This window comes from Spirillospora sp. NPDC046719 (genome assembly GCF_040645715.1).
Classification (GTDB): Bacteria; Actinomycetota; Actinomycetes; order Streptosporangiales; family Streptosporangiaceae; genus Spirillospora.
In genome coordinates this window covers 368-25195 of record NZ_JBEYYT010000114.1, presented here as the reverse complement: position 1 = coordinate 25195, position 24828 = coordinate 368, and the positions used below count along the sequence as shown (strand labels likewise).

The 24828-nt window shown below is 72.8% G+C and carries 23 protein-coding genes; 13 read left to right on the top strand and 10 right to left on the bottom strand.

The genetic code is table 11. The annotated features are described in order from the left end of the window. Both ABZ914_RS20885 and ABZ914_RS20880 read right to left on the bottom strand, forming a co-directional pair. Positions 1-486, bottom strand: a 486-nt coding sequence (locus ABZ914_RS20885; RefSeq protein WP_500194924.1) for an ADP-ribosylglycohydrolase family protein, incomplete at its 3' end; no start/stop codon positions are given. After that, complete coding sequence (locus tag ABZ914_RS20880) at positions 483-3116, bottom strand: ATP-binding protein (protein ID WP_500194923.1); 2634 nt, start codon at positions 3114-3116, stop codon at positions 483-485. The genes ABZ914_RS20880 and ABZ914_RS20885, both read right to left, overlap by 4 nt. Positions 3117-3217: 101 nt before the next feature. On the opposite strand from ABZ914_RS20880, the gene ABZ914_RS20875 reads away from it, so the two are divergent. Then, a complete protein-coding gene (locus ABZ914_RS20875) occupies positions 3218-4291 on the top strand; it encodes an alkene reductase (RefSeq protein WP_500194921.1) in 1074 nt (357 codons plus the stop codon). 199 nt (positions 4292-4490) lie between these two features. On the opposite strand, the gene ABZ914_RS20870 is transcribed toward ABZ914_RS20875, so the two are convergent. Then, on the bottom strand, positions 4491-5027 hold the full coding sequence (locus tag ABZ914_RS20870) for a C40 family peptidase (RefSeq protein WP_500194919.1): 537 nt from the start codon (positions 5025-5027) through the stop codon (positions 4491-4493). 869 nt (positions 5028-5896) lie between these two features. Here ABZ914_RS20870 and ABZ914_RS20865 point away from each other — a divergent pair. From ABZ914_RS20865 to ABZ914_RS20845, 5 genes are all read left to right on the top strand, one after another. After that, the gene (locus ABZ914_RS20865; RefSeq protein ID WP_500194917.1) at positions 5897-7234 is read left to right on the top strand and encodes a glycoside hydrolase family 1 protein; all 1338 of its coding nucleotides are present in this window, start codon (positions 5897-5899) and stop codon (positions 7232-7234) included. 95 nt (positions 7235-7329) lie between these two features. Next, entirely contained in the window at positions 7330-7725 is a 396-nt protein-coding gene (locus ABZ914_RS20860) for an SCO5389 family protein (RefSeq protein WP_190856824.1), read from the top strand. Between the two features lie 378 nt (positions 7726-8103). Further along, positions 8104-8745 carry a nucleotidyltransferase gene (locus ABZ914_RS20855; RefSeq protein WP_387031692.1) on the top strand — a complete coding sequence of 214 codons (642 nt, stop codon included), beginning with the start codon at positions 8104-8106 and terminating at the stop codon, positions 8743-8745. Continuing rightward, positions 8742-8978: a BON domain-containing protein gene (locus tag ABZ914_RS20850; RefSeq protein ID WP_190856823.1), complete on the top strand. Its 237-nt coding sequence runs from the start codon at positions 8742-8744 to the stop codon at positions 8976-8978. The genes ABZ914_RS20855 and ABZ914_RS20850 overlap by 4 nt, the downstream gene beginning before the upstream one ends. Then, positions 8975-9736, top strand: coding sequence for a metallophosphoesterase family protein (locus tag ABZ914_RS20845; RefSeq protein WP_500194915.1), 762 nt, complete (start codon positions 8975-8977; stop codon positions 9734-9736). Before ABZ914_RS20850 ends, ABZ914_RS20845 begins: the two co-directional genes overlap by 4 nt. Before the next feature lie 11 nt (positions 9737-9747). On the opposite strand, the gene ABZ914_RS20840 is transcribed toward ABZ914_RS20845, so the two are convergent. Beyond that, complete coding sequence (locus ABZ914_RS20840) at positions 9748-10761, bottom strand: DNA topoisomerase IB (RefSeq protein WP_500194914.1); 1014 nt, start codon at positions 10759-10761, stop codon at positions 9748-9750. Positions 10762-10768: 7 nt separating this feature from the next. Further along, positions 10769-11617 (bottom strand): SDR family oxidoreductase, encoded by an 849-nt coding sequence (locus ABZ914_RS20835; RefSeq protein WP_500194912.1) that lies wholly within the window; start codon positions 11615-11617, stop codon positions 10769-10771. A gap of 165 nt (positions 11618-11782) precedes the next feature. Between ABZ914_RS20835 and ABZ914_RS20830 the strand changes: the two genes are divergently transcribed. The 3 genes from ABZ914_RS20830 (at position 11783) to ABZ914_RS20820 (ending at position 14726) form a co-directional block, all read left to right on the top strand. Continuing rightward, positions 11783-12556 (top strand): SDR family oxidoreductase, encoded by a 774-nt coding sequence (locus tag ABZ914_RS20830; RefSeq protein ID WP_500194911.1) that lies wholly within the window; start codon positions 11783-11785, stop codon positions 12554-12556. An 8-nt stretch (positions 12557-12564) separates the two neighbouring features. Continuing rightward, positions 12565-13329 (top strand): crotonase/enoyl-CoA hydratase family protein, encoded by a 765-nt coding sequence (locus ABZ914_RS20825; RefSeq protein WP_387031685.1) that lies wholly within the window; start codon positions 12565-12567, stop codon positions 13327-13329. A 314-nt stretch (positions 13330-13643) separates the two neighbouring features. Then, on the top strand, positions 13644-14726 hold the full coding sequence (locus tag ABZ914_RS20820) for a hypothetical protein (protein ID WP_500194909.1): 1083 nt from the start codon (positions 13644-13646) through the stop codon (positions 14724-14726). Between the two features lie 273 nt (positions 14727-14999). Here the strand turns inward: ABZ914_RS20820 and ABZ914_RS20815 are convergent, their stop codons facing one another. Together ABZ914_RS20815 and arfB are read right to left on the bottom strand one after the other, a co-directional pair. After that, entirely contained in the window at positions 15000-16073 is a 1074-nt protein-coding gene (locus ABZ914_RS20815; RefSeq protein WP_500194908.1) for a right-handed parallel beta-helix repeat-containing protein, read from the bottom strand. A 268-nt stretch (positions 16074-16341) separates the two neighbouring features. Then, complete coding sequence (gene arfB, locus ABZ914_RS20810; protein ID WP_190856815.1) at positions 16342-16767, bottom strand: alternative ribosome rescue aminoacyl-tRNA hydrolase ArfB; 426 nt, start codon at positions 16765-16767, stop codon at positions 16342-16344. Between the two features lie 96 nt (positions 16768-16863). Here arfB and ABZ914_RS20805 point away from each other — a divergent pair, with 96 nt between their 5' ends. Continuing rightward, a complete protein-coding gene (locus ABZ914_RS20805; RefSeq protein WP_500194906.1) occupies positions 16864-17697 on the top strand; it encodes an oxygenase MpaB family protein in 834 nt (277 codons plus the stop codon). 180 nt (positions 17698-17877) lie between these two features. Here ABZ914_RS20805 and ABZ914_RS20800 read toward each other — a convergent pair whose 3' ends face one another. Both ABZ914_RS20800 and ABZ914_RS20795 read right to left on the bottom strand, forming a co-directional pair. Next, positions 17878-19158, bottom strand: a complete 1281-nt coding sequence (locus tag ABZ914_RS20800; protein WP_500194905.1) for a S1C family serine protease — start codon at positions 19156-19158, stop codon at positions 17878-17880. 215 nt (positions 19159-19373) lie between these two features. After that, positions 19374-20822: an MFS transporter gene (locus ABZ914_RS20795; RefSeq protein WP_500194904.1), complete on the bottom strand. Its 1449-nt coding sequence runs from the start codon at positions 20820-20822 to the stop codon at positions 19374-19376. A gap of 88 nt (positions 20823-20910) precedes the next feature. Here ABZ914_RS20795 and ABZ914_RS20790 point away from each other — a divergent pair, with 88 nt between their 5' ends. From ABZ914_RS20790 to ABZ914_RS20780, 3 genes are all read left to right on the top strand, one after another. Continuing rightward, the gene (locus tag ABZ914_RS20790; RefSeq protein ID WP_500194902.1) at positions 20911-21654 is read left to right on the top strand and encodes a TetR/AcrR family transcriptional regulator; all 744 of its coding nucleotides are present in this window, start codon (positions 20911-20913) and stop codon (positions 21652-21654) included. An 81-nt stretch (positions 21655-21735) separates the two neighbouring features. Further along, positions 21736-22467, top strand: coding sequence for a response regulator transcription factor (locus ABZ914_RS20785; RefSeq protein WP_347256714.1), 732 nt, complete (start codon positions 21736-21738; stop codon positions 22465-22467). Next, positions 22467-24149, top strand: a complete 1683-nt coding sequence (locus ABZ914_RS20780) for a sensor histidine kinase (protein WP_500194900.1) — start codon at positions 22467-22469, stop codon at positions 24147-24149. Before ABZ914_RS20785 ends, ABZ914_RS20780 begins: the two co-directional genes overlap by 1 nt. 71 nt (positions 24150-24220) lie before the next feature. On the opposite strand, the gene def is transcribed toward ABZ914_RS20780, so the two are convergent. Continuing rightward, positions 24221-24754 (bottom strand): peptide deformylase, encoded by a 534-nt coding sequence (gene def, locus ABZ914_RS20775; protein ID WP_500194899.1) that lies wholly within the window; start codon positions 24752-24754, stop codon positions 24221-24223. Positions 24755-24828: the final 74 nt, after the last annotated feature.

Here is a 24828-nt window from a genome sequence, read left to right as displayed (position 1 = left end):
GGCGATCGCGCCCGCGATGGCCTCCGGGTGGGGGTGTGTCACCTCCGCGGACAAGGCCGCCTGGCGAGCGGCCTCCGCCGGGTCGCCCGCGAACCAGGCGCCTATGGGCGCGACACGCATCGCGGCGCCGTTCCCCCAGGAGCCCATGCCGTCGAAGGGTTCGCGGGCGAGCGTCCGCCAGTCGCCGCCTTCCCGGACGAGCCGCAATAGGCGACCGGTGGACGGGCCATAGCCGCGGTCGAAGTCGTGGTGTTCGGCGAAGCTCGTCGCGAGGGCGTCCTGGTCGATGCCGCCGTGCTTGCACAGGACGAGATGGATGGAGGCGGCCATCTCCGTGTCGTCCGTCCACTGCCACGGCCCTTGGGGGAGCGTCTGGCTCTCGAAGGCCGGGCGGTTCTCGGGGACGAAGAACTGGGATCCGAGCGCGTCCCCTATGGAGAGGGCCAGAAGCGAGTCGTGCGAGCGTTCCGCGGCGGATGCGGTCATGTCGTGGATGGTTCCAGAGTCAGGCGGGAGAGTTCCTTGCGGGAGGAGATCCCGAGCTTGGGATAGGCCTTGTAGAGGTGGTACTCGACCGTCCGGCGGCTGAGGAACAGTTGCGCGGCGATCTCGCGGCTGCTGATGCCCTCGGCGGCGAGCCGTACGACCTGCAGCTCCTGCGGCGTGAGGCGGTCGAGCAGCACGGGCGCCGTGGGCTCCGATGCGGAGCCGGACTCGCCGGTCGCGCGCAGCTCGGCGCGCGCGCGGTCCGACCAGGGCTTGGCACGGAGCCGGTCGAAGACCTCCATGGCGGAGCGAAGAGGCGTCCGGGCGTCGGAGCGGCGCCGCGCACGGCGCAGCCACTCTCCGTACAGGAGTTCCGTTCGGGCCTTCTCGAACGGGCGCGTTGCCTTCTCGTGCAGGCGGACGGCCTGTGCGTACGCTTCTTCGCTGTCTTCCAGCAAAGCTTCGCAGCGCAGCGCGACGGCCGATGCCCACGGCTGCTGCACGGCATCGGCCCAGAGGCGGAACCGGTCGAACGGTGCGCGCGCGCGTTCCGGCTGGCCGGCGCGCACGGCCACCTCTACGAGGTCCGCCACGGCGAGCATGGCGTCCGCGCTGTACTGGTGGTGCACCGCCTCGAGATGGCGGAGCGCGTCGTCGTACCGCCCGAGGCCGAGTTCGAGGAGGCCGAGAGCCCCGTCGGACCTCTCCGGCATCTCGTGCAGCCGCGCCTCATCGCCCTCCACCGCCGCCACCCGGGCGAACACCGCCGAGAGCCGCCAGTCGCCGCTGGGCAGGCCGGTGTCGCACGCCAGCGAGATCGCCTCGATCAGCGTGGCCTCCGCGTCCGCGTGCAGGCCCGTCGCGACCTGTGCCTGTGCCTGCGTCCGCAGCACGCTCGGCAGCGCCCCGATCAGGCCGTTCAGCCGGCAGCGCGCGGCCTCGACGGCGGCCAGCTCCAGCGCCGCCTCGTCGTCGCCGACGATCAGCGCGAGCCGCGCCGCCTCGTCCAGCCCGGCGGCCACGCCTGGCTCCGGGGTGGTCGTGCGCGCCTCCGCGACCAGCCCGGCGAGCAGCGGGACGCCGCGCGCGACGTCGTCACCGGCCAGATGCGCGAGACCGCCGACCATCGCGTCCTCGGGCAGCGCCTCGGCGGCGCGCAGCAGCGCCGGCGTCTCTCCGGAGGTCCACGCATAGGCGGCGCCCGTCCGCAGCATCGCGGCCCTGTCGTCCGGCTTCGCATAGGCGGCGTGCTCCACCATCATGCGCGCGGCGGTTCGCCGGTTGCCGCGCTCGTACTCGACCACAGCGCGGACTCGGCCGAGCCGTGCGAGTTCCGCGGGGGCGTCGGTGAGGGTGCCCGCCCTGGTGGCGAGAACCTCGGCCTCGTCCGGCCGACCGGCCTGGAGCGTCATGTTGGCCGCGGCGCGCAACCGCGCGGCCTGCGCGTCCTTGGCGGGAGTGAGGTCCGCCGCCTGTCGGTAGAGACTCGCCGCAGTGCCGTACCCGGTGCGTTTCCGCGCGCGCTCTGCGGCGTTCTCCAGATCGACGGCGACGTCCTCGTCCGGCCCGAGAGCCGCTGAGGCGCGGTGCCGCGCGCGGCAATCGGCGTCCTCGGACGAGGACGCCAACGCCTCATGCACCCGGATACGGCACGCCGCTACAGCGCCCTGGTAGACGGCGGCTCTGATCAGCGGATGGCGGAAGGCCATGGACCGCCCGCTCACCTCCACCAGCCCTGCGCGCTCGGCCTGCTCCAGGTCCTCCAGACCGACGCCCAATTCTCGCGCCGCGTTCAGCAGGCTCGGCATGTAGCCGCGTCCCTCGGCCGCCGCTATGAGCAGCATCAGGCGGGTCTTGTCCGGAAGCTCATCGATCCGGCTCTGGAACCGCGCGACGACGCGGTCGGTGACGGGCAGCGGGCGGGACCCGTCCGGCACCCGGTCCCTGGCCCTGCCGAACTCGCGCAGCGCCAGCGGATTGCCGTCCGCGTCATGCAGGATCCGATCGCGGACGTCCCGGGTCAGCCCGTGCTCGGCGAGGAACCGCACCGCGTCGTCGCGTCCCAGCCGCGCCAACGGCAGTTCGGGGAGGCCGGTGCCGGTGAACGCGTCGTCCCGCGCGGCGAACAGCATCACCACCGCCTCGGCCGCGAGCCGCCGGGCGGCGAACAGCAGCGCCTCGGCGGTCCCGCTGTCGAGCCACTGGGCGTCGTCGACGAGGCAGAGCACGGGGCCGTCCTCGGCGAGGTCGGCCAGGAGCGTCAGGACGCCGAGGCCGGTCGTGAACCGGTCCCGGACGGGCGGGACGTCACAGGACTGCCCGGAACCGCTCAGCGCGGCTCTCAGTGCCTCCGCCTGCGGTCCGGGAAGGCCGTCCAGGCGGTCGCGGACGGGCCACACCAGCTGGTTGATCCCGGCGAACGCGATGCCGGACTCCGCCTCGATCCCGGTCACCCGCAGGACGCGCGCCCTGGCGTCGCCGGCGGCCAGGTCCGCGGCGTGGTCCAACAGCGCCGACTTGCCGATGCCCGCCTCGCCGCGCAGCAGCAGCGCGCCGCTGCGCCCCTCGTCGCGCGCTCCGGCGAGCAGCGAGGAGATGCGCGCCTGTTCGTCGTTCCGCCCGTAAAGCACTAATCCAAAGTACGGGGCGTACTACCGAAACCATACTGATTCGCGGTGCGACGGCCCCCTCGTAGCTTCATCACCAGCGAGAAAGCCACTAGGAGGACGTCGTGAACGAGCTGTTCGAGAAGCTGTCGGCCGGGAAGCTGGAGCTGGCCAACCGGTTGGTGATGGCGCCGATGACGCGCAGCAGGGCCGTCCACGACGGGAAGGTGACCGACCTGCACGCCGAGTACTACGCGCAGCGGGCCGGCGCCGGCCTCATCATCACCGAGGGGACGCAGCCCAGCGTGCGGGGCCAGGGCTACACCTGGACGCCGGGACTGCACAGCGACGAGCAGGTGGAGGCATGGCGGGCGGTCACCGACGCCGTCCACGCGGAGGGCGGCGTCATCTTCGCCCAGCTGATGCACGCGGGACGCGTCGGCCACCCCTCGCTCTACCCGGACGGCGGGCTGCCCGTGGCGCCGTCCCCGATCGCCACTGGCGAGCGGATGTGGTCGCCCGAGGGCATGCTCGAACACCCCGAGCCCCGTGAGATGACGCTGGACGACATCGCCGAGGCGGTGGCGGACTTCGCCGCGGCGGCGCGCAACGCCGTCGCCGCCGGTTTCGACGGCGTGGAACTGCACGGCGCCAACGGCTACCTCATCCAGCAGTTCCTGGCGGACGGCAGCAACAAGCGGACCGACGCCTACGGCGGCACCATCGAGAACCGCATCCGCTTCGGCGTGGAGGTGGCGCAGGCCGTCGCGGACGCGATCGGACCGGAACGCGTGGGCTTCCGCGTGTCGCCCGGTGGCATCGCCAACGGCATCACCGAGAGCGACCCCGACGAGCTGTACGCCGCGCTGGTGGAGGCACTGGCGCCCCTGGGGCTCGCCTACCTGCACATCATGGAGCTGGGCGACCGGGAGCGTACGCGTCGCATCCGCGCCGCCTGGCCCGGCACGCTCATCCTCAACCCCCACCCGACGCCCGAATCCTTCCCGGCGAACCCGGAGACCGGTGTGGAGGCGCTGCGGGAGGGCGTCGCGGACGCGATCGCGTTCGCCGAACTGTGGCTCGCCAACCCGGACCTGCCCGCCCGCATCAAGGCCGGCGGCCCCTACAACGAGGCCGACCGCGCCACCTTCTACGGAGGCGACCACCGCGGCTACACCGACTACCCCGTCCTTTCCTAGACGGACCTCAGTCCCCGGACGGACCTCTGGTCTTGGGCGGACCTCTGGTCTTGGACGGGACTCAGGCCGAGGGCCCCGCACCGGTGTCGACCGGTACGGGGCCCTCGCCTATGCGCGCGCCTGTGGTTGGGCGTGCTTCATGCAGCCACGCTCAGAGGAGACGCATGTATGACCGCCTGTGCGTCCGTATGGGCTCGGCTCAGTAGCCGGGCCGGACGCCGCCGTTGAACTGGCTCTTGTAGTAGTGGGTCAGCTTGACCTTCTTCACATGGGAGCCCGAGTGCGGCGAGTGAATCATGTAGCCGTGCCCCACGTAGATGCCCACGTGCGTACGGCCGCTGTAGAAGAAGAGCAGGTCGCCCGCCTTGGCGCCCTTCCAGGAGACCTTGTGCTTCACCGCGCGGTAGATCTGCTGGGTCGTGCGCGGGAGCTTGACTCCGGCCTTGCGCCACGATCCCTGCGCGAGACCTGAGCAGTCCCACGAGCCCGGCCCGGAACCGCCGTAGCGGTACGGGTCGCCGATCTGCTTGTAGGCGTACTTGACGGCGACGGTCGCGCGCTTGCTCTGCTTGGCGGCGCGGGACGTGGCCGACGAGGTCCTGGTGGCCGCGCTCTTCGTGCTCGTCGCCTTGGTGGCCGACGCCGCGAGCGTGACGCGCTGTGGAGTGCCGGCGGCGGCTCCGGCGGGGCCCGCCGTCAGGAGCGTCGCGCCGAGCGCCGCGGTCGTGGTGAGCACGAGGCCACCAGCGGTGATTCCGATCTTCAGGGGGTTTCGGGGGGTATGCAGGATGGCTCCAGATCTCGCGGGTGATGCCTACCGGGCAGCCGTCATCCCGCGCGTGAACGCTGGGGATTCGGGATGCGTCGCGGTCGTCCGGTGCCTGCGGTGCCATGGGAGGGCGCCGCGGCCCGCGAGCCGCTTCCGGCTCCGTGCTTCTCGTCTGCACGGATGAGGCGATCGACGCGGGTGTGCTTCTTGGGCGGCGCCCGTGGGGGGCGTCCTCGCGGACGATGCCCGGCCGCTCTTCGCTGAGAGGCCGGACGCGTGCCGCCGCCGCGCGTCGGTGCGTGTTCTGTTGTCCGAGCGGCCCGTCGTGCCGCATGAACCGGGCAGGAACGTAGCCAGACTCCAGCGGCTCAGGCAAATCTCAGGTAGATCACAACCCTTCCCGGACGGATGCGACGGATGGGGCGACCACCGTGCGGCCTGCGCGAATCGAGATCATTTTCAGCAAATTGTGAAGTGGGTCACAACCTGCGGAAACGTGGGGCGATTCCCCGTTCTGGACGGGTGTCTCGGGGCGGAGTTATCCACAGAACGACGTTCCGGTTCCAGTGCGCGAGCCGGGGTGTTCGACTGGAGCCGTCGCGGGATTCGAGGGCGTTTTCCGCGTGCTGGAAGGAGATCAACAATGGCGGAAAACGTGTTAGTTGCGTCACTTCCTTTCTTTGTGTGGTGGATCGGGGACGCTGCGTTGCCGGATCCGGCCAGGGCCCGGGGATTGACTCCGGCCTCTCCCGGCCCTGTAGTCCGAGAGAGATTCATGTCCGGTGCCCGGAGGGAGTCCCGTGTTCCGCAGGTCCGGCAGAACGCGCCTCGCGCGCGTGCTCCCCGCTCTCGCCCTCGCGGCCGCCGTCACGGTGACCGCCTCGCCCGCCGCCCGTGCCCGTACCGCCCCCGCGCCGTCCCCGGCGACCGCCAAGTTCCCCCGCGGGTTCCTGTGGGGCGTCGCCACGTCCGGCTTCCAGGGCGAGGGCTCCTTCCCCGACAGCAACTGGACGCGCTACATCAAGCGGAAGGCGCCCGGGATCAGCGACCCGTACAAGAACTCCGTCGACTTCCTGCACCGCTATCCGGGCGATGTGGAGCTCGCGCGCAAGCTCGGCGTGAACGTGTTCCGCACCTCGATCGAGTGGGCCAGGATCGAGCCGAAGCGGGGCGTCCGCGATCCCAAGGCCATCGCCTACTACGACGACCTGGTCCGGCGGATCCGCGCCGCCGGCATGCGGCCAATGATCACGCTGGACCACTGGGTGTACCCGGGGTGGGTGGCCGACCAGGGCGCCTGGGACGACCCGAAGACTCAGGCGGAGTGGCTGGGCAACGCCCGGTTCATCGTGAACCGCTACAAGCGCCAGGGCGTCATCTGGATCACGTTCAACGAGGCCAGCGCCTACATGTACAAGGAGCTGACCATGCGGCCGATGAACCTCGGGCAGCTCGCCGCGATGCGGACCGCGCTCACCGAGACCCACCGCGCCGCCTACGACATGATCCACAAGCTCGACCCGGGCGCCCCCGTCTCCACGAACGTCGCCTACGGGACGGCGCTGAACGGCATCTTCGACGCCGCGCTGTTCAACGACGTCACGGACAAGCTCGACTTCGTCGGCATCGACTACTACTACGGCGCCAACGCCCAGAACCTCACCGCCGGGTACGCGCTGACCGGCGAGTTCTGGAAGATCGACCCCGAGCCGGAGGGGCTGTACTACGTCCTCAGGAGCTACCAGCGGCGGCTGCCGAAGCTGCCGGTGTACGTGGTCGAGAACGGCATGTCCACCGACAACGGCAAGCCCCGGGCGGACGGCTACACCCGCAGCGAGCATCTCCGCGACCACATCTACTGGGTGCAGCGGGCGATGGCCGACGGCGTCAAGGTGATGGGCTACAACTACTGGAGCCTCACCGACAACTACGAATGGGGCAGCTTCGAGCCGCGCTTCGGCCTCTACACGGTGAACGCGCTGACCGACCCGTCTCTGGCCCGCCGCCCGACCGACGCCGTCGCGACCTACCGCTCGATCATCGCCGGCCGCGGCGTCCCGGCCGGATACGTGCCGGTCCGCCGGCCGGGCTGGTGCTCGGTCGAGGACCCGATCGCCACCTGCCTCGGCACGACCCCGACCCCGCCCGCGGCCTACCGCGCCCCGGCCGGCTGAACACGGCCCGGAATCGCCGCCCCTCGATGCTGGAATGATAATCGTTTTCATGTCACCCTGAATCCGTCCGAACCACGGAGGAAGGGAGCACGGCCATGTCCTTGACCGTCGACGACCGGCTGCTGGAGAAGGCGATGCGGGGCGAGGTGGACGACGCCTCGTTCGTCGCCTGCGTCCGCGACTCGCTGCCGTACGCATGGGAGGTCATCAGCGGCGTCGTCGCCCGCATGCGGGACGGCGGCGCCGGCTTCGCCGACAACCGGACCCCGCCGCCGGACGAGCAGGCCCGCGGCCAGCTGCTGCGCGTCCTCGCCAGCGACGCCATGCGCGGCGCCCTGGAACGCCACTTCGGCGTCCGCCTGGCGTTCCAGAACTGCCACCGCGTCGCCGCGTTCGACCTGGCCGCCGACGGCGCCGCCGCCCGCCACGAACGCTTCGTCTCACCCCGGGCCCAGCTCCTGAACCAGTCCCCGGACCTGGTCGACTGCTGACCCCCGTCCCGCACCGGATCGGCAAGGACCCCGTCCCGCAGGCCCGGCGCCCACCGCCCGCGCCCCGCCGAATCCGGTCAGGCAAGTCGGATGGCTCCGCGGCATCCGGTTCGCCGCAGACGGCCGGCTGTCCTCCGCCGGGCGCGGGTCCGCCGTGACCCGCGCCGCCCCGGCCGTGGCCCAACGAGGGCGCGGCCGGGCGGGTCCGGAGAGGGCGCGGCCGGGCGGGGCCGCGGTGGGGTGGGAGTGCGGGCTAGCTGGGGTGCGTTGGTGGCGTGGGAGTGGGGTCTTGCCGGGGTGGGTTGGTGGGGTGGGGGTCGGTATGAGCTGGGGTTTCTGGGGTACCGGCGCGGTGAGCGCTAGGAAGCAGGGGTTCGTGTGGGGGATGTGCAGGCCGGGACGAGGCGCGCGGGGGCCGTGCCGAACCTCGGCGTGGTCCGGGGCAGCGGGTCGCCGGGCCCGGGCGGCGCCGGGGACGGCCTGCTGCTGAGCCTCAAGCGGGCCGCCGCCGCCCTGCGCGACGCGGGGATCGAGTACGCGCTGGCGGGCGGGTTCGCGGCGTACGCGCACGGCGCGGCGGTGTCGACGCACGACGTGGACTTCGTGGTGCGGGAGCGCGACGTCGAGACGGCGCTCGCGGCGCTCGCCGCGGCCGGCATGGGGCACATGGACAGCCCGGAGAACTGGCTCGCCAAGGTCTCCGACGGGGAGTACTTCATCGACCTGATCCACACGCCGTCGGGCCGTCCGGTGGACGGTGCGCTGCTCGGGCGGGCCACGGAGATGGCGGTCGGCGCGGTGTACATGCCGGTGCTGCCCGCGACGGACCTGGTGATCATGCGGTTGCTGGCGTTCAGCGAGACGGCGTGCGACTTCAGCGGGTTCCTGCATGTCAGCCGGGCGCTGCGGGAGCAGGTCGACTGGCCGTACGTGGCCGAGGAGACGGCGGGGTCGCCGTACGCGTACGCGTTCCTGACCCTGCTGTCCCGGCTCGGCGTCATCGAGAGGGGCGTGCCGTGACCGAATACCTGCCGGCGCACATCCAGGAGACGCTCGCGGCGCGCGCGCACGAGCTCGGTATCCGCGTGGACGTGCGGGGGAACGTGGTGCATCTGCGCGGGGAGGTGGCCAGCGAGGAGCAGCGCCGGGAGGTCGAGGAGGCCGCCCGGGTGGCCGCGGAAGGGCACGAGATCTGCAACGAGGTGCACGTCGTCGCGGTCCCGGAGCCCGAGGGGGAGGAGAGGCTGTCATGATCCGTGTGGCGGCGGCCGGGGACCTGCACGTGGGGGCCGACATGGCCGGGGTGTACCGGGGACGGCTCGGGCGGCTGGCCCGGCAGGCGGACGTGTTCCTCGTCGCGGGGGACCTGACCAGGCACGGGACGGTCGAGGAGGGCCGGGTCGCGGCGGGCGAGCTGCGCGACCTCGGGGTGCCGGTGATCGCGGTGCTCGGCAACCACGACTACCACTCCGACGCGGCGGACGGGATCGCCGACGTCCTGCGGGAGGCGGGGGTGACCGTGCTGGAGGGCGGCGGGACGGTCGTGGACTGCGACGGGAGACGGCTCGGCGTCGCGGGCGGCAAGGGGTTCGGCGGCGGGTTCGAGGGCAAGTGCGCGAGCGACTTCGGCGAGCCGGAGATGAAGGCGTTCATCCGGCACACGAAGGCGTTCGCCGACCGGCTCGGCACCGCGCTGCTGGAGCTGGACGCGGACGTGCGGGTGAGCCTGACGCACTACTCGCCCGCCGAGGACACGCTCGAAGGCGAGCCCCCGGAGATCTACCCGTTCCTCGGGAGCTACCTGATGGGCGAGGCGATCGACGCGGCGGCGCCGGCGCTGGCGATCCACGGGCACGCGCACAAGGGGACGGAGAAGGGGATGACGCAGGGCGGCGTCCGGGTGCGGAACGTCGCGCTGCCGGTGATCCAGCACGCCTACGCCCTGTACTGCCTGGAGCCGCCGGAGGCGGCGGGCGCCGGGCGTGCCGGGGAGCGCGTCTCGGCCTGGTGACCGCCCCAGGGTCAGGATTTCAGCAGCTCGATGACGGCCTGTTCGACGGGGCCCTGGGTGGCGAGCTCGCCGGGGGAGGCGTCCACGCCGAGCTTGGTGAGGGCGGGGGCGATCGTCCGGCCGGACTCGTAGAGGGTGATGATGCGCGGGTCGATGTAGGAGGCGCGGGCCACCGCCGGGGTGTTGCCGAGGTAGGCGGCGACCTCCTTGACGACGCGGACGACGGCCTTGCGGCGGGCGGTCTCGCCGGTGCCGGCGCGGGTGGAGACGGCGAGGCCGACGGCGGCGAGGACGGTGGCGTGCCAGGTGCGGAAGTCCTTGGCGGTGAAGTCGCCGCCGGTCACCTCGCGGATGAAGGCGTTGATGTCGGACGCGGTGACGTCGTGCCAGCCGTGGCGCGTCCGGTAGGCGAGGAGTTCGGGGGAGCCGTCCTTGCGGCGCTTGAGGCCGGTGACGACCTTGCAGACGTTCTCCTCGGCGACGGACTGGTAGCGGTCCTTCGAGCCCTTCGCCGGGTACTCGAAGGCGACCTCGCCCCGCCGGCAGGTGACGTGCTCGCGCAGGACGGTCGCGAGCCCGAACGTGCCGTTCTCCGCCGCGTACTCCTCGCTGCCGATGCGGAAGAAACCGAGGTCGATGAGCCGGACGGCGGCGGACAGCACGCGCTCGCGGCGGTAGCCGCGGCCCGCGAGGTGCCCGGCGAGCGTGTCGCGGACGTCGGGGAGGCGCGCGGCCAGGTCGAGGACGTGGTCGTGCTTCTCGCGGTCGCGCTGCTCGCGCCACGCCTCGTGGTAGAGGTACTGGCGGCGTCCGGCGGCGTCGGTGCCCATCGCCTGGATGTGGCCGTCGGCGTCCGGGCAGATCCACACGTCCTGCCAGGCGGGCGGGATGACGAGGGAGCGGATGCGCGCGCGCTCGGCGGGGTCGGCCAGGGTGCGGCCGTCCGGGCCGAGGTAGGTGAAGCCTTTGCCGCACTTGCGCCGCGCGAAACCGGGTTCGGAGGGGTCGCTGCGCTGGAGGTCCATGGGCGCCTCAGCCGGGATGGATCTCGCCGCCGGCCGGGACCAGCGTCTGGCCGGTGTAGTAGGACGACTGCCGGTTCGCGGCGAAGAAGACGTAGGAGGGGGCGATCTCGTCGGGGTCCGCGGGGCGGCCCATCGGGGCCTGCCCGCCGAAGCCCTCGACGCGCTCGGCGTCGAACGTGGCGGGGATCAGCGGCGTCCAGACGGGTCCGGGGGCGACGCAGTTGACGCGGATCTCGCGGTCCATGAGGTTCTGCGCGAGGGAGGTGGCGAGGGTCATCGCGGCGGCCTTGCTGGCGGCGTAGTCGATCAGCGTCTTGTTGCCGCGCAGCCCGTTGATGGACCCGGTGAAGACGATGGACGACCCGGGGCCCATGTGGTCGAGGGCCTCCTGGACGGTCCAGAACAGCGCGTACACGTTGACGGCGAACGTGCGCTGGAGCTGCGCGTCGTCGATCTCGCGGACGTCCTTGACCGGCGTCTGGGTGCCGTGGTGCAGGACGAGGACGTCGAGGCCGCCGAGGTCGCGGACGGCGTGCTCGACGGTCTCGCGGCAGTGCCGCTCCTCGGCGAGGTCGCCGCCGAAGGTGAAGCAGCGGCGCCCTTCGGCCTCGACGAGGGAGGCGGTGTGCCGGGCGTCGTCGTCCTCTTCGAGGTAGGTGAGGGCGACGTCGGCGCCCTCCTTGGCGAACGCGACGGAGACCGCGCGGCCGATGCCCGAGTCGCCGCCGGTGATCAGCGCGCGCCTGCCGTCGAGGAGGCCGCTGCCGGTGTAGCCGCGCATCTCGTCGCGGGGCTCGGGTGTCATGTCCCCCGTGCGGCCCGGGTAGGACTGGCTCTGTGCCGGAGGTTCGGTCATGCACCGACGGGTGCCCGGGGCGTCCCCGGGCAAACGTTCGCCGTATTGTGACTCCCGAGTAACATCTCGCCCGGGCAATCCGCCGGGGTGTGAGCAGAACGCCGGGATGACGTCTGGGTAACATCATCCCGAACCACATTCGGTCCCTCACGTAAGGTGCTGCTTATGGACCTGAACGGAGTTTCCGCCGTCGTATCCGGTGGCGCGAGCGGCCTCGGTGAGGCCACCGTCCGCGCGCTGGCCGCCGAAGGCGCCAAGGTCGTCGTCGCCGACATGAACGAGGACAAGGGCAAGAAGGTCGCCGACGAGGTCGGCGGCGTCTTCGTCAAGACCGACGTCTCCAGCGAGGAGCAGGTGCAGGCCGCCGTCCAGGCCGCCGTCGACACCGGCGCCCCGCTGCGCGTCATCGTCAACAGCGCCGGCATCGGCTGGGCCTCGCGCACCGTCGGCCGCGACGGCACCCCGCACGACCTGGCCTCTTACGAGACCGTCATCCGGGTCAACCTGATCGGCACCTTCAACCTGATGCGCATCGGCGCCGCGGCGATCTCCAAGACCGAGCCCGCCGACGCCGACGGCCTGCGCGGCGTGGTGATCAACACCGCGTCGATCGCCGGCATCGAGGGCCAGACCGGGCAGATCGCCTACTCGGCCTCCAAGGGCGGCATCATCGGCATGACGCTGCCGGCCGCCCGCGACCTCGCCGCGATCGGCGTCCGGGTCAACACGATCTGCCCCGGCATCATCGACACCCCGATCTACGGCGAGGGCGAGGCCGCCGAGGCGTTCAAGGCCAAGCTCGCCGCGCCGGTGCCGTTCCCGAAGCGGATGGGCAAGGCGTCGGAGTTCGCGCACCTGGTCAAGTCCCTCATCGAGAACGACTACATGAACGGCGAGACCATCCGTTTCGACGGCGGCATCCGCTTCCAGCCGAAGTGAGGCACTGAATGACCGACGCTGTTCTCACCGAAGAAGACGGCGCCGTCCTCATCATCACCATCAACCGGCCGGAGGCCCGCAACGCGGTCAACGGCGAGGTGGCGAAGGGGATCGCGGCGGCCCTGGACGAGCTGGACTCCCGCAAGGACCTGTCCATCGGCGTCCTGACCGGCGCCGGCGGCACGTTCTGCTCCGGCATGGACCTCAAGGGCTTCCTCACGGGCGACAACCCGACCGTCGAGGGCCGCGGGTTCGCCGGCATCACCGAGCGCCCGGCGGCCAAGCCGCTGATCGCCGCGGTGGAGGGCTACGCGCTGGCCGGCGGCTGCGAGGTCGCGCTGGCCTGCGACATGATCGTGGCGTCCCGGGAGGCCCAGTTCGGGCTGCCCGAGCCGAAGCGCGGCCTGGTCGCCGCGGGCGGCGGGCTGCTGCGGCTGCCGCAGCGCATCCCGTTCCACATCGCCATGGAGATCGCCCTGACCGGCGACAGGTACCCGGCGGAGCGGATGGCCGAGCTCGGGTTCGTCAACCGGCTCGCCGAGCCGGGCGGCGCGCTCGCCGCGGCCAAGGAGCTGGCCCTCAAGGTCGCGGAGAACGCCCCGCTGGCGCTCGCCGCGACCAAGAAGGTCATCGTCGAGTCCGCCGACTGGTCGTCCGCCGAGGCGTGGAAGAAGCAGCAGGACATCACGCTGCCCGTCTTCACCTCCAAGGACGCGCAGGAGGGCCCGGCGGCCTTCGCAGAGAAGCGCAAGCCGAACTGGAAGGGCGAGTGACCGCCTTCCTTTCGCGGGTGACCGCCTTTCGCGGGTGACCGCCCTTCGCGGGTGACCGCCTTTCGTAGGTGATCGCCTTTCGTGGGTGATCGGCGGGCGGTGGCCGGAGGGACGTCCTCCGGTCACCGCCCGCCGCATGCCGGACGCCCGGAGCCGCACCGGCTCCGGGCGTCCGCCGTTCCCGGGGCGCGGGAGGCGAGCGGGATGCCCGGGGCGGGTGCGGCCTGTTCCGGCCGTCCGGAAAGTCCCTCTTACCTGGAAGTAAGTCTTCCCGTACTCTTTGGCGTGCGCTTGAACTGATCTTGGGAGCTCTCATGGGACGGAACGCGGTGCGCGCAGCGGCCCTGGCGATCGCCTGCGGCGCCGGAACGCTCGCCCTGTCCGCCGTGCCCGCCCAGGCCGCCGCCGGGTGGAAGAACGTCGGCGGCGCCGGGCTCGCCTATGACGGCAGCCTCGACCGCGTCGACTTCGGCGCGGCGAACGCCGGCTGGGCCGTCGGCGCCGCGGGCTCGTTCTTCAGCCCCCAGACGAAGATCGCCAAGTGGAACGGGTCGGCGTGGGTGGCGCAGGCCAGCCCGGTCGGGTTCACCCCGACGGACGTCGCGGTCGCGAGCGCGAGCAAGGCGTGGATCGTCGGCTACAACCTCGGCGGCACCGTCGGGCTGTACTGGAACGGCGCCAAGTGGAGCAAGGTGGCCTACCCGCTGGTCGGCCTGCCGAGCCAGGTCGCGGCCGCGCCGGACGGCACCGCCTACTCCGTCGCGGGCGTCGACCCGACCGCGGGCGGCCTCAGCGCCGTCCTGCGCTGGACGGGCACCGCGTGGGCGGACGCGAAGGTGCCGCTGCCCGCCTCGTCCACGATCACCGCAGTCGACGTGAAATCGAAGAACGACGTGTGGCTGGCCGGGTCGACGTCCGCCACCGGCACGTCCGTCACCGGCCTGGTGATGCACTACGACGGCAAGGCGTGGAAGCGGATCGCCGTGCCGGGCTCCCTCGGCACCCCCGCCTACCAGGGCACCCTCTACAAGATCGTCGAGAACTCGCCGACGAACGTGTACGTGCTGCGCGTCCGGCAGAACGCCCAGATCACCAACGCGATCCTGCGCTACGACGGCACGTCCTGGAAGACGATCAACACGCCGCTGAACACGGCGGGCATCGGGCTGTCGGCCGACGGCAAGGGCGGCGTGGTCATGCTTCCGGTCACGACCGGCACCAGGACCCAGTACATGCACTACAACGGCACGTCGTGGACGACCCTCAACGGGCCCGCCCGCAGCGGGACCGTCCAGGCGTCCGACGCCGACGCCCGTCCCGGCACCGCGGCGATCGTCAGCGCCGGGACCGCGACGCAGACCGGCAAGAAGGTGCCCTTCATCGAGTACTACGGCTGACCCGCCCCGCCGAGGCCGGCGCACGGCCGGCACCGCGGACTGCGGCCGACCTCCGGCCGGCCAGGTCCGGACACCCGTCCCGTCCACCCCCGGGACGGGCGTTCGCACGTCCCAGGCCGGCGACGGTCCCCGTGCCACGCCCCGCGTCCGGCCCGTCGCGTGCCCGTGCCGCCGGAGGTGCCCGCGGAGGGATTTCCGCGTCCCGGCGGCGGGACGCGGCGCGGGCACCGGCGCCGGGGCGGTCACCCGGGACGGACCGCCGGCGCGGTCAGGTCAGCAGAGACCGGCCGGGTTGGACGTGCGGCAGAGGTTGTGGCGGAACCGGTTGGTCCTGCTGCCGCTGTTGTCCACCAGGTCGAACGGCGCGTTGCCGCGGACCACGTTGAACTGGACGAGGTTGTCGCGGGCGGGCCGGTTCAGCGGCGGCGTCCCGCGGAAGAGCACGATGCCGCCGGAGTACGGCAGCCTCCCCCGGTTGTCCTTCACGACGTTCTTCTCGACGAGGTTGTGGTCGCCGCCGAAGAACAGCACGCCGGTGCCGCCGAGCGGCGGTACCTCTTCGTGCGCCGCGCATTCCCGGTTGTTGTTCGAGACGTTGTTCTTCCACACCTTGGTGTTGCCCTGGCCGCCCTTCTGGCTGTCGTCGACCAGCGCGACGCCGACGCAGTTGCCGACGAGCTGGTTCTCCCACGCCTTGACGTGGCGGGCGTGCCGGACGAGCAGGCCGATGGCGTTTCCGGTCGACCGGTTCCCGGTGACGACCGTCCCGTGCGCGTCGGCGATGTCGCCGACATAGAAGCCGGCCTCGTCGCCGTTGTTGAGGGCCCAGTCGTGCGCGAACCGCCCGCGCGTCGAGTTGAATTCCGAGATTCCGTACTCGCCATTGTCGGCGGCGAGGACGTGTTCGACGGTGAGGCGGTCGGTGAACTGGCCGAAGATCCCGTTCTTCGCGAACCTGCGCACGGTCAGGTCCTTGATCGTGACGCCCTTCACGGGGTGGCCGGGGCGGCCGATGACGCAGATGCCGGTGCCGGCCCGCTTGACGGCGGCGCAGTGGTCGACGCCGCCCGGCCGGAGCACGGTCTTGTCGCCGGAGCCGCGGATGGTGAGGCGTTTCGTGACCAGGACGCCCCCGTCGTAGGTCCCGCGGAGGAGCTTGATGGTGTCGCCGGGCCTGGCCCGGTCGACGGCCTCCTGGATCGAGTGTCCCGGACGCACCACATGGATGCGGTGGTCGTGCCCGTGCGCGCCGCCCTCCTGCGCCGACGCCTGCCCTGCGGTCGCGAAGGGGGCGAGACCGGCCAGCACGGCGACGACGCCGACCGGACCCGCGGTAGTCCATCTCATCCTGTTTCTTCTCCGTTTCTGCTGATCTGCTGGCCGCGGACGCGCATGCGCCGCGGCATGGCCCGCGGCGTTCCGCCGCGGGATCCGCGCAGGTCATTCCGTCGGCCCGGAGAAGCAAACATCTACGGATTTTTCGCGGATCGGCCGAGTTTGCCGTCGCTTTCGGCATCGCCGAGTTTTCGCAGCCGATCAGCCGCGATGTCGCCCCGACATGAAGGCTAAATTACTCACTTCGGACAATTTGCCCGAGACGTGCGAGAAGGGCCGCTCAGTCCCAGCGGCGGGAGCGCTGCCGCTTGACGTCGGAGCGGCGCTTCTTGTTCTCCAGGCGCCGCTCGTTGATGCCGCGCGGGACCTTCTTGGGGATGCGCTTCTTCGGCGGCGGCGCCGTGGCCTCGGCGAGCAGCGCGCCGAGCCGGGCGCGCGCGGCCTCGCGGTTGCGCATCTGGGAGCGGTACTCCTCGGCGCGGATCGTCAGGACGCCCCGGACGAGCCGTCCCGACAGCCGCTCCAGCGCGCGCGCCTTGAGGGGCTCGGGCAGGGACGGGGACGCGGCGACGTCGAAGGACAGCTCGGCGGCGGTCGCGCTGGTGTTGACGTGCTGCCCGCCCGGTCCCGAGGAGCGGGAGAAACGCCAGCCGAGCTCGGACTCCGGGATGGAGACCGAGCCGCGGACGTGGATGTCGTCGGGCATGTCCCCGATTATCCCCGTCCGCGGACGATCATGTCGTCCGGTTTTCCGCCGCCCCGGGGGTGCGTGTTATGCAAGTACTTACTTACACTGATCGTCATGACCGAAGGACTGTTCTCCGACGACGACCTCATCCGCCACATCACCCGGGAGGGCGTGCTCATCGCGGCGGGCGGGGCCGCGTCGCTGCTGCAGACCGCGCACCCCCAGGTCGCGCAGGGCGTGTACGACCACAGCTACACCGCCGAGGACCCGCTGCGGCGGCTGCGCAACACCATGGGCTGGCTCTACGCGGTGCAGTTCGGCACGCGGGAGGAGGCGGAGGCCTTCAGCGCCCTCGTGACGCGGGGGCACGACCAGGTCACCGGCCCCGGCTACCGGGCGAACGACCCGGAGCTGCAGGTGTGGGTCGCCGCCACCCTCTTCGCCGTCGCCGCGCAGTTCTACCAGCTGCTGTTCCGCCGGACGTTCGCCGAGGACGAGCTGGCGGAGTTCTACGGCCAGACCAAGGTCTACGCGACGATCCTGGGCTGCCCCGAGGAGCGGCTGCCCAGGACGTACCGGGACTTCCGCGTGTACTACGCCGGCATGCTCAACGACCTGGAGATCAGCGACGCGTCCCGGGCGATCGCCGACCAGGTGCTGCACCCGAGGCTGCCCGGCGGCCCGCTGAACGCGCCCGGCCTGGCGGCGATCCGGCTGATCACCGCGGGGATGATGCCGGCGCCGATCCGCGAGCAGTACGGATGGACGTGGAACCGGGCGCGCGAGCTGCGGTTCCGGATGCTGATGGGGGCGCTGTCGGTGGTGTACCCGCGGCTGCCGCTGCGGCTGCGGACGCTGCCCCGCGACTACTACCTCCACACGACGCGCAAGATGCTGGCGAAGGCGACGGCCCGGCGCCGTCCGGCGATCCGCGTCCCGTCGAGCTGACCGCGTCCCGTCGAGCTGACCGCGGCCGCGTGACCCACAGGCAGGTCACGCGGCCGCTCTCCCATGCCGGGGCCGTCCCCAGCACCCGGCCCGGCCTGGGAACGGCCCCTCACACCGGGGCCGCCGCCCGTCCGCCCGCTCCCCCCAGAGCCTGGACGGGACGGCGCTCCCGGTGAGCCTCTACACCGACGCGCTCGAGATGATCTTGTCGGCGGCCTTCTTCGCCTGGTCGATCGGGATCGCGAAGCCGACGCCGATGTTGCCCGAGCTGCTGCCGGACGTGGCGATCGCCGTGTTGACGCCGATCACCTGGCCGGCGCTGTTCACCAGCGCGCCGCCGGAGTTGCCGGGGTTGATGGCCGCGTCGGTCTGGATCGCGTTCTCGATGACCGCCTGCTGCTGCTGGGACAGCCGTCCCTGCAGGCCCGGCGGCAGGTCCTGCTGGCCGCCGCCGGAGTCGCCCTCCTGGACCTGGCGGCCGAGCGCGCTGACGATGCCGGACGTCACCGACCCGCTCAGCCCGAGCGGGTTGCCGACCGCGAGGACGGTGTCGCCGACCGCGAGCCGGTCGCTGTCGCCGAGCGTCGCGGGCTTCAGCCCGGACACGCCCTGCGCCTTGATCACCGCGATGTCGTTCGCGGTGTCGGCGCCGAGCAGCGTCGCCGGCGCCGTCCTGCCGTCGCTGAACTTCACCGAGAGCCGCCCGCCGTCCGAGACGACGTGCGCGTTCGTCATGATCACACCGTCCGAGCGCAGGATCACCCCGGACCCCTCGCTCTCGCCCGTCTGCGACTGGCTCGAGATCGACACGACGCTCGGCTGCACCGCGGCGGCGACCTGCGCCGTCGTGCTCGCCTTACTGGACGCGCCGGAGACGGCGACCGGGCTGGAGTAGACGGTGCCGTGGTCGGCGAACGCCATCGCCACGGCCGCGCCCGCCCCGCCCGCGCCGACCGCCAGCGCGGCCCCCGCGACCAGCGCCGCGACCTTCTGCCGGGCCGTCCACAGCGGGCCACGGCGGAACGGCCCCGCCGCGCCGGCCTGCGGGACGCCCCAGTGCGGCGGCCCCGCCGCGCCGGCACCTGCGGCCGCCGTGGGCGCATGCCACGCCCCGGGCTGCTGCCATCCCCCGTATGCCTGCTGGCCGTGGGCCTGCTGGCCGTGCGCTTGCTCCCCGTGCGCCTGCTGGCCGTGCGCCTGGCCGGGCGTCTGCTGGCCGGGCGTCTGCTCCCCGGGCGTCTGCTCCCCGGGCGTCTGCTGTCCGGGCGCAGCCTCCCCGAGCAGCGGCTGGTCTTGCGGCTGCCGCTGGTGCGGCTGTCCGGGCGGGGTGAGATCGGGGCGCTCGGGGCCTCCGGCGTGCCCCGGTGCCGCGGGCCGCTCGGATGGCGCGTGCCGCTCGGATCCCGCGACGTGCCGATCCCAACTGTGCTGCTGTGGCTCCTCGGGCCTTCCGGCGTCCATGTGAACTCCCTCGTCTCGCCGTCGCATACGAATCTGCGCCGGGGGTCTGGAGCCCACCTGGATCCGGCCTGAAAGTGTGCTGGATAAGGCCGGCGTCAAAAAACCGCGGCCGGGAGGGCGTGCGGCGTGTCGCCCTCTCGGCCGCGGTGGCGAGGAGGAGTGGCCAGGGCGCGGGGATCCGGTCCCTGTCCGGACCGGGGCGCGCCCTGTGCCGACTACTCAAGCGCACGTACCTGAACGTTCCCTGAATCCACGCCCCGCTCTTCCCGAGGATCCCGCGCGCCCCCGGGACCGCGCGGGATCGCGGCGGCGACGCCGAGGGCCGCGACCGCGATCACGGCGAGCACCGCGAACGCCCCGGTGTAGCCCGACTCCGGCGGGAGCTTCGCCGCGGGCGCGGTGCGCGCCGCGAGGATCGCGGTGACGGCCTGCGCGCCGACGGCGGCCCCGACCGTCCGCACGATCGTGTTGACGCCCGTCGCCACCCCGGTCTGCCCGGGCGGCGCGTTCTCCACGACGAGGTTTCCGATGGCCGCGAACGCCAGCCCGTAGCCGACCCCGATGACCGCGCAGGCGGCGTACACCTCCCACAGCGCCCCGTGCGCCCACGCGAGCAGGGTGAACGCGGCGACCGCGCAGACCGTCCCGGCCTGGAACGGGACGCGGGATCCGGCGCGGCGGGCGATCCGGGGCGCCGCCGGGCCGGCGAGCAGCATCAGCGCCGCCATCGGCACCATCAGCAGCCCGGCCGCGGAGGCGGAGAGCCCGAACCCGTAGCCGGACGCCCGCGGCGCCTGCACGAACTGCGGGATCAGCGTGATGGAACCGAACATCGCCACGCACACGACCAGGGTGGCCAGCGTGGTGGCGGCCGGTCCGCGCCCGCGCAGCAGCCGCAGGTCGACCAGCGGCGCGCGGACGCGCAGCTCAGCCGCCGTGAAGGCGGCCAGCGCCAGGGCCGCGCCCGCGAACAGCCCCATGACCCGCGCCGAGCCCCAGCCCCACGCGCGCCCCTGGCTGATCGCCAGCAGCAGGCAGACCAGCGTCGCCGACAGCAGCACCGCGCCGACCGGGTCGATCCGCCCGGAACCGCCCGGCCGCGTCGCCGGCAACCGGGTCGCCAGGGCGAGCGCGCCGGCGGCGAGGACCAGCGTCGCCCAGAACAGCCACGGCGTCCCGGCGGCGTCGACGAGCGGGCCCGCGACCACCATCCCGGCCGACCCGCCGATCCCGAACACGGCGCTGACCAGCGCGACCACGCCGCGCAGCCGGTGCGGCGGCAGCGCCGACCGGGCGATCCCGAGCGCGAGCGGGAACGCGCCCGAGCCCGTCCCCTGGACGGCGCGTCCCGCCACCAGCCACCCGAAGGAGTGCGCGGACGCGGCGAGGCCCGCGGCGACCGTCCCGGCGGTGAACAGCAGCAGGCAGGCCACCAGGATCCGGCGGTGCCCGTACAGGTCGCCGAGCCGCCCGGCGATCGGCGTGACGACGGCCCCGGCCAGCATGAACGCCGTGAGCGTCCAGGTCACCTGCGCGGCGGGGGCGTCCAGCTCGTCCCGCAGCACGGGCAGCGCGGCGATGACGATCGTCTGCGCGAGGCTCGCGGGGAACGCGGCGGCCAGCAGCGCCGCGACCATCCCCTTCCGTTCCGGCCCTCCGGGCATCGGATCCGCCTTTCCGATCGAGGTTAGGTAAGGCGAACCTAAATCTTGCGGACAGGCGTCCGCAAGATGTTCGGCTACGGTTCTCCGCATGTCCGAGTCCGGCCCGCACCGCCCGCCCGCCGGGCCGTCCGATCCGCCCGCCGGGCCGTCCGATCCGCCCGACCCGCCCGCTCGGGAGCGGCGGCCCTGGGGCAGCATCAGCCGCGCGCAGATCGTCGCCGCCGCCCTCGAGATCACCCGCCGGGACGGCCTCGGCGCCCTCACCATCCGCGCCCTCGCCGCCGACCTCGGCGTCTCCCGCATGGCCCTCTACCGGCACGTCTCCGGCAAGGACGAGCTCGTCGCGCTCGTCATGGACGCGATCGCGGCGCACGACATCGTCCCGCCCGACCTCGGCGCCGGCCCCTGGCCCGGCCGCCTCCGCCGCATCGCCGACGGCCTGCGCCGCGAACTCGGCGCCTACCCCGGCACCATCGACGCCCTGGTCACCCGCGGTGACCACGGTCCCGGCGCCCTCCGGCTCGTGGAGACGATCCTCGCGACCCTCGCCGACGCCGGCCTCGACGAGCGCGCCGCCGTCCGCTACTACCTGGTCTTCATCGACCTCGTCCTCGGCCGGATGCACCGCGAGGCCCACGGCGACCCCATCGACCGGCACCGCAACGCCAGCCTCGGCGCCCACGGCCGCGCCGCCGGCGACGGCCCCGGCGCCCTGCCCCGGCTGCGCGCCGCCGAACCCCACCTCCGCGAGATCACCACCGCCGAGGTGTTCGACACCGAGCTCGACATGCTGATCCGCGCCGTCGAGGCGGAGGCGGGGAGCCGCAGGTGAAGGGAATGCTCGGCGCACCTTCAGGGGACATTCAGGTTTGGGTGCGAGCCTCGGAGGCGACCCTGGAGGGAGAGCGTGTCAGTGGTTGAACGGACGGCGAACGCGAACGCGGGCGTGCGGGCGCCCGAGGCGACGCTGCTCGTCGTCGAGGACGAGCCGAACATCCTGGAGCTGCTGGCCGGCAGCCTGCGCTTCACCGGCTTCGAGGTGCTCACCGCGACCAACGGGGCCGACGCCGTCCAGTCCGCGCGCCGGCACCGGCCCGACCTGATCGTCCTCGACGTGATGCTGCCCGACATCGACGGCTTCGACGTCGCGCGGCGGCTGCGGTCCGGCGGCGACCACACCCCCGTGCTGTTCCTCACCGCGCGCGACGCGGTCCAGGACCGCATCAAGGGGCTGACGATCGGCGGCGACGACTACGTCACCAAGCCGTTCAGCCTGGAGGAGGTCATCGCCCGCATCCGCGCCGTCCTGCGGCGCTTCCGCGGCGGCGTCGCCGAGCCCCCGCCCCGGATGGTGTTCGCGGACGTCGAGCTGGACGAGGACAGCCACGAGGTCTGGCGCGGCGGCAAGGCGGTGCAGCTGTCGCCGACCGAGTTCAAGCTGCTCCGCTACTTCATGGCGAACGCCGGGCGCGTCCTGTCCAAGGCCCAGATCCTCGACCACGTGTGGAACTACGACTTCCGCGGCGACGCGGGCATCGTCGAGTCCTACGTGTCCGCGCTGCGCCGCAAGGTCGACAACGCCGAGCCCCGCCTCATCCACACGCTGAGGGGCGTCGGCTACGTCCTGAGAGAGCCCCCGGCCTGATGGAGCCCCGCGTCCCCGGCCCCGGCGCGCTCCCCGCGCACCCCGCGGGCCCGGCGCCCGGCGACCGGCCGGTCATGGAACCGGGACCGCCGCCAGGCGACCGGCGGGCTGCGACGGGCGGCGCGCACGCGGCCGGCATGCCGTACGGCCCGTACCCGGGCGGGACGGGGGCCGACGAGCCGCCGCGGGGGACGCGGCGCCCGCGAGGGAACTCCTGGATCCGCGGGCTGTGGTCGCGGTCGCCGCTGCAGATGAAGCTCATCGCCGGCATGCTCGTCCTGGTCACCCTCGGGATGACCGTGATGAGCGCGGCCGGCGCCTCCGTGCTGCGCCAGTACCTCGTCGGGCGCGCCGACGACCAGCTGCGCTCCTCGGTCGGGCATGTGATCATCCAGGTGACCGAGCAGGTCCAGGGGCACTACAACCTGAACGTCCGGGTGCCCAGCGAGATGTACGCGCAGGTCCGCGGGAGCAACGGCCGCCCGATCGGGCAGAGCCTCGCGGTGGGCGAGCGCGGCTACCCCAAGCTGCCCGCCGACGTCACCGGCCGGATCGACCGGCCGTTCACCGTGTCCGGGACGGGCGGGTCGAGCACGAACTGGCGGGTCCTCGCCGAGCCGATCCCCGGCACCGGCGCCACCGTCCTCATCGCGGTCAGCCTGGCGGAGATCCAGCGGACCGTGAACCGGCTCATCGCCATCGACGTGATCGTCGGGCTGCTGGTCCTCGCCGTGCTGGTCGTCCTCGGGGTGTGGGTGGTGCGCGCGAGCCTGCGCCCGCTCGCCGAGGTGGAGGAGACCGCCGGCGCGATCGCGGCCGGCGACCTGTCGCGGCGCGTCCCGGAGGCCGACCCGCGCACCGAGATGGGCCGGCTCGGACGGTCCCTGAACGCGATGCTCGCGCAGATCGAGGCGGCGTTCGGCGCCCGCGCCGAGTCGGAGGCGGCGGCGCGGCGCTCGGAGGAGACGGCCCGCCGGTCCGAGGAGCGGATGCGCCGCTTCGTCGCCGACGCGAGCCACGAGCTGCGCACCCCGCTCACCGCCATCCGCGGTTTCGCCGAGTTCTACCGGCAGGGCGCCGCCCGCACCCCCGAGGAGATCGGCCGGATGATCGGCCGCATCGAGGAGACCGCCGGCCGGATGGGCCTGCTCGTCGAGGACCTGCTGCTGCTCGCCCGCCTCGACCGCCAGCGGCCCATCGAGCGGCGGCCCGTCGACCTGCTCGCCGTCGCCGCCGACTCGGTGCAGGAGGCCCGGGTCGTCGCGCCGGACCGCCGGATCGAGCTGTCGGTCGAGGGCGGTCTCGCCTACCAGGTGCGCGGGGACGAGCCGCGCCTGCGGCAGGTCCTCGGCAACCTGCTGACGAACGCGGTGGCGCACACGCCGCCGGGCACGCCGGTGGAGGTGCGCCTGTCCCCGGGCACCCTGCGCGGGGCGCCCGCCGCCAAGCTGGAGGTCGCGGACGAGGGCCCCGGCCTCTCGCCCGACCAGGCCGAACGCGTCTTCGAGCGCTTCTACCGCGCCGACGCGTCCCGCTCCCGCGAGGGCGGCCGGACCGGGACCGGCCTCGGTCTCGCCATCGTCGCCGCGCTCGTCGCCGCGCACGAGGGGTCGGTCGAGGTCGACTCGACCCCGGGCGAGGGCGCGACCTTCCGCGTGCTCCTCCCGCTCGACGCCGACTGAGCCGCGCTCCGGGCCCGACCAGGCTCAGGGGGACGCGCACAGGGGCGCTGGGGGTCCGGGGGAGGCCGGGCTCAGGGGCGCTGGAGGTCCCGGATCGCGCGCATGGCCTCGCGCCGCGCGTCGCCGGACAGCACGTCGATGTAGACCTCGCCGTCGAGATGCCCGCACTCGTGCTGCAGGCAGCGGGCGAAGTACCCGGTCCCCTCCACGCGGACGGGCCGGCCCTTCGCGTCCACGCCCTCCACGACCGCGTGCGCGTGGCGCGGCGTGTCGAACCGCAGGCCCGGCAGCGACAGGCACCCCTCGGACTCCACCAGCAGCCCGCCGTCGGCGGCCACGAGCACCGGGTTGACGACGTGGCCGACGTGCCGGCGGCCCCGGTCGTCCTCGCAGTCGTACACGAACAGCCGCAGGCCGGAGCCGACCTGGTTCGCGGCCACGCCCGCGCCGTCCGCCTCGTACATCGTGACGAACATGTCGTCGACCAGCTTCTCCAGGGACGCGTCGAACGTCCGCACGGGGTCGCACGCGGTGCGCAGCACCGGGTCGCCGAGAAGCCGGATCGGGCGGGCGGTCCCGTTGCGCGTCGTGGTCCTCTTGCTCACCCGGATGATCCTATGTCGCGATTTCCGCTCCGTCCGGACGGCCGCGGAAGCACGAACGGTGCGCCCGGCAAGGG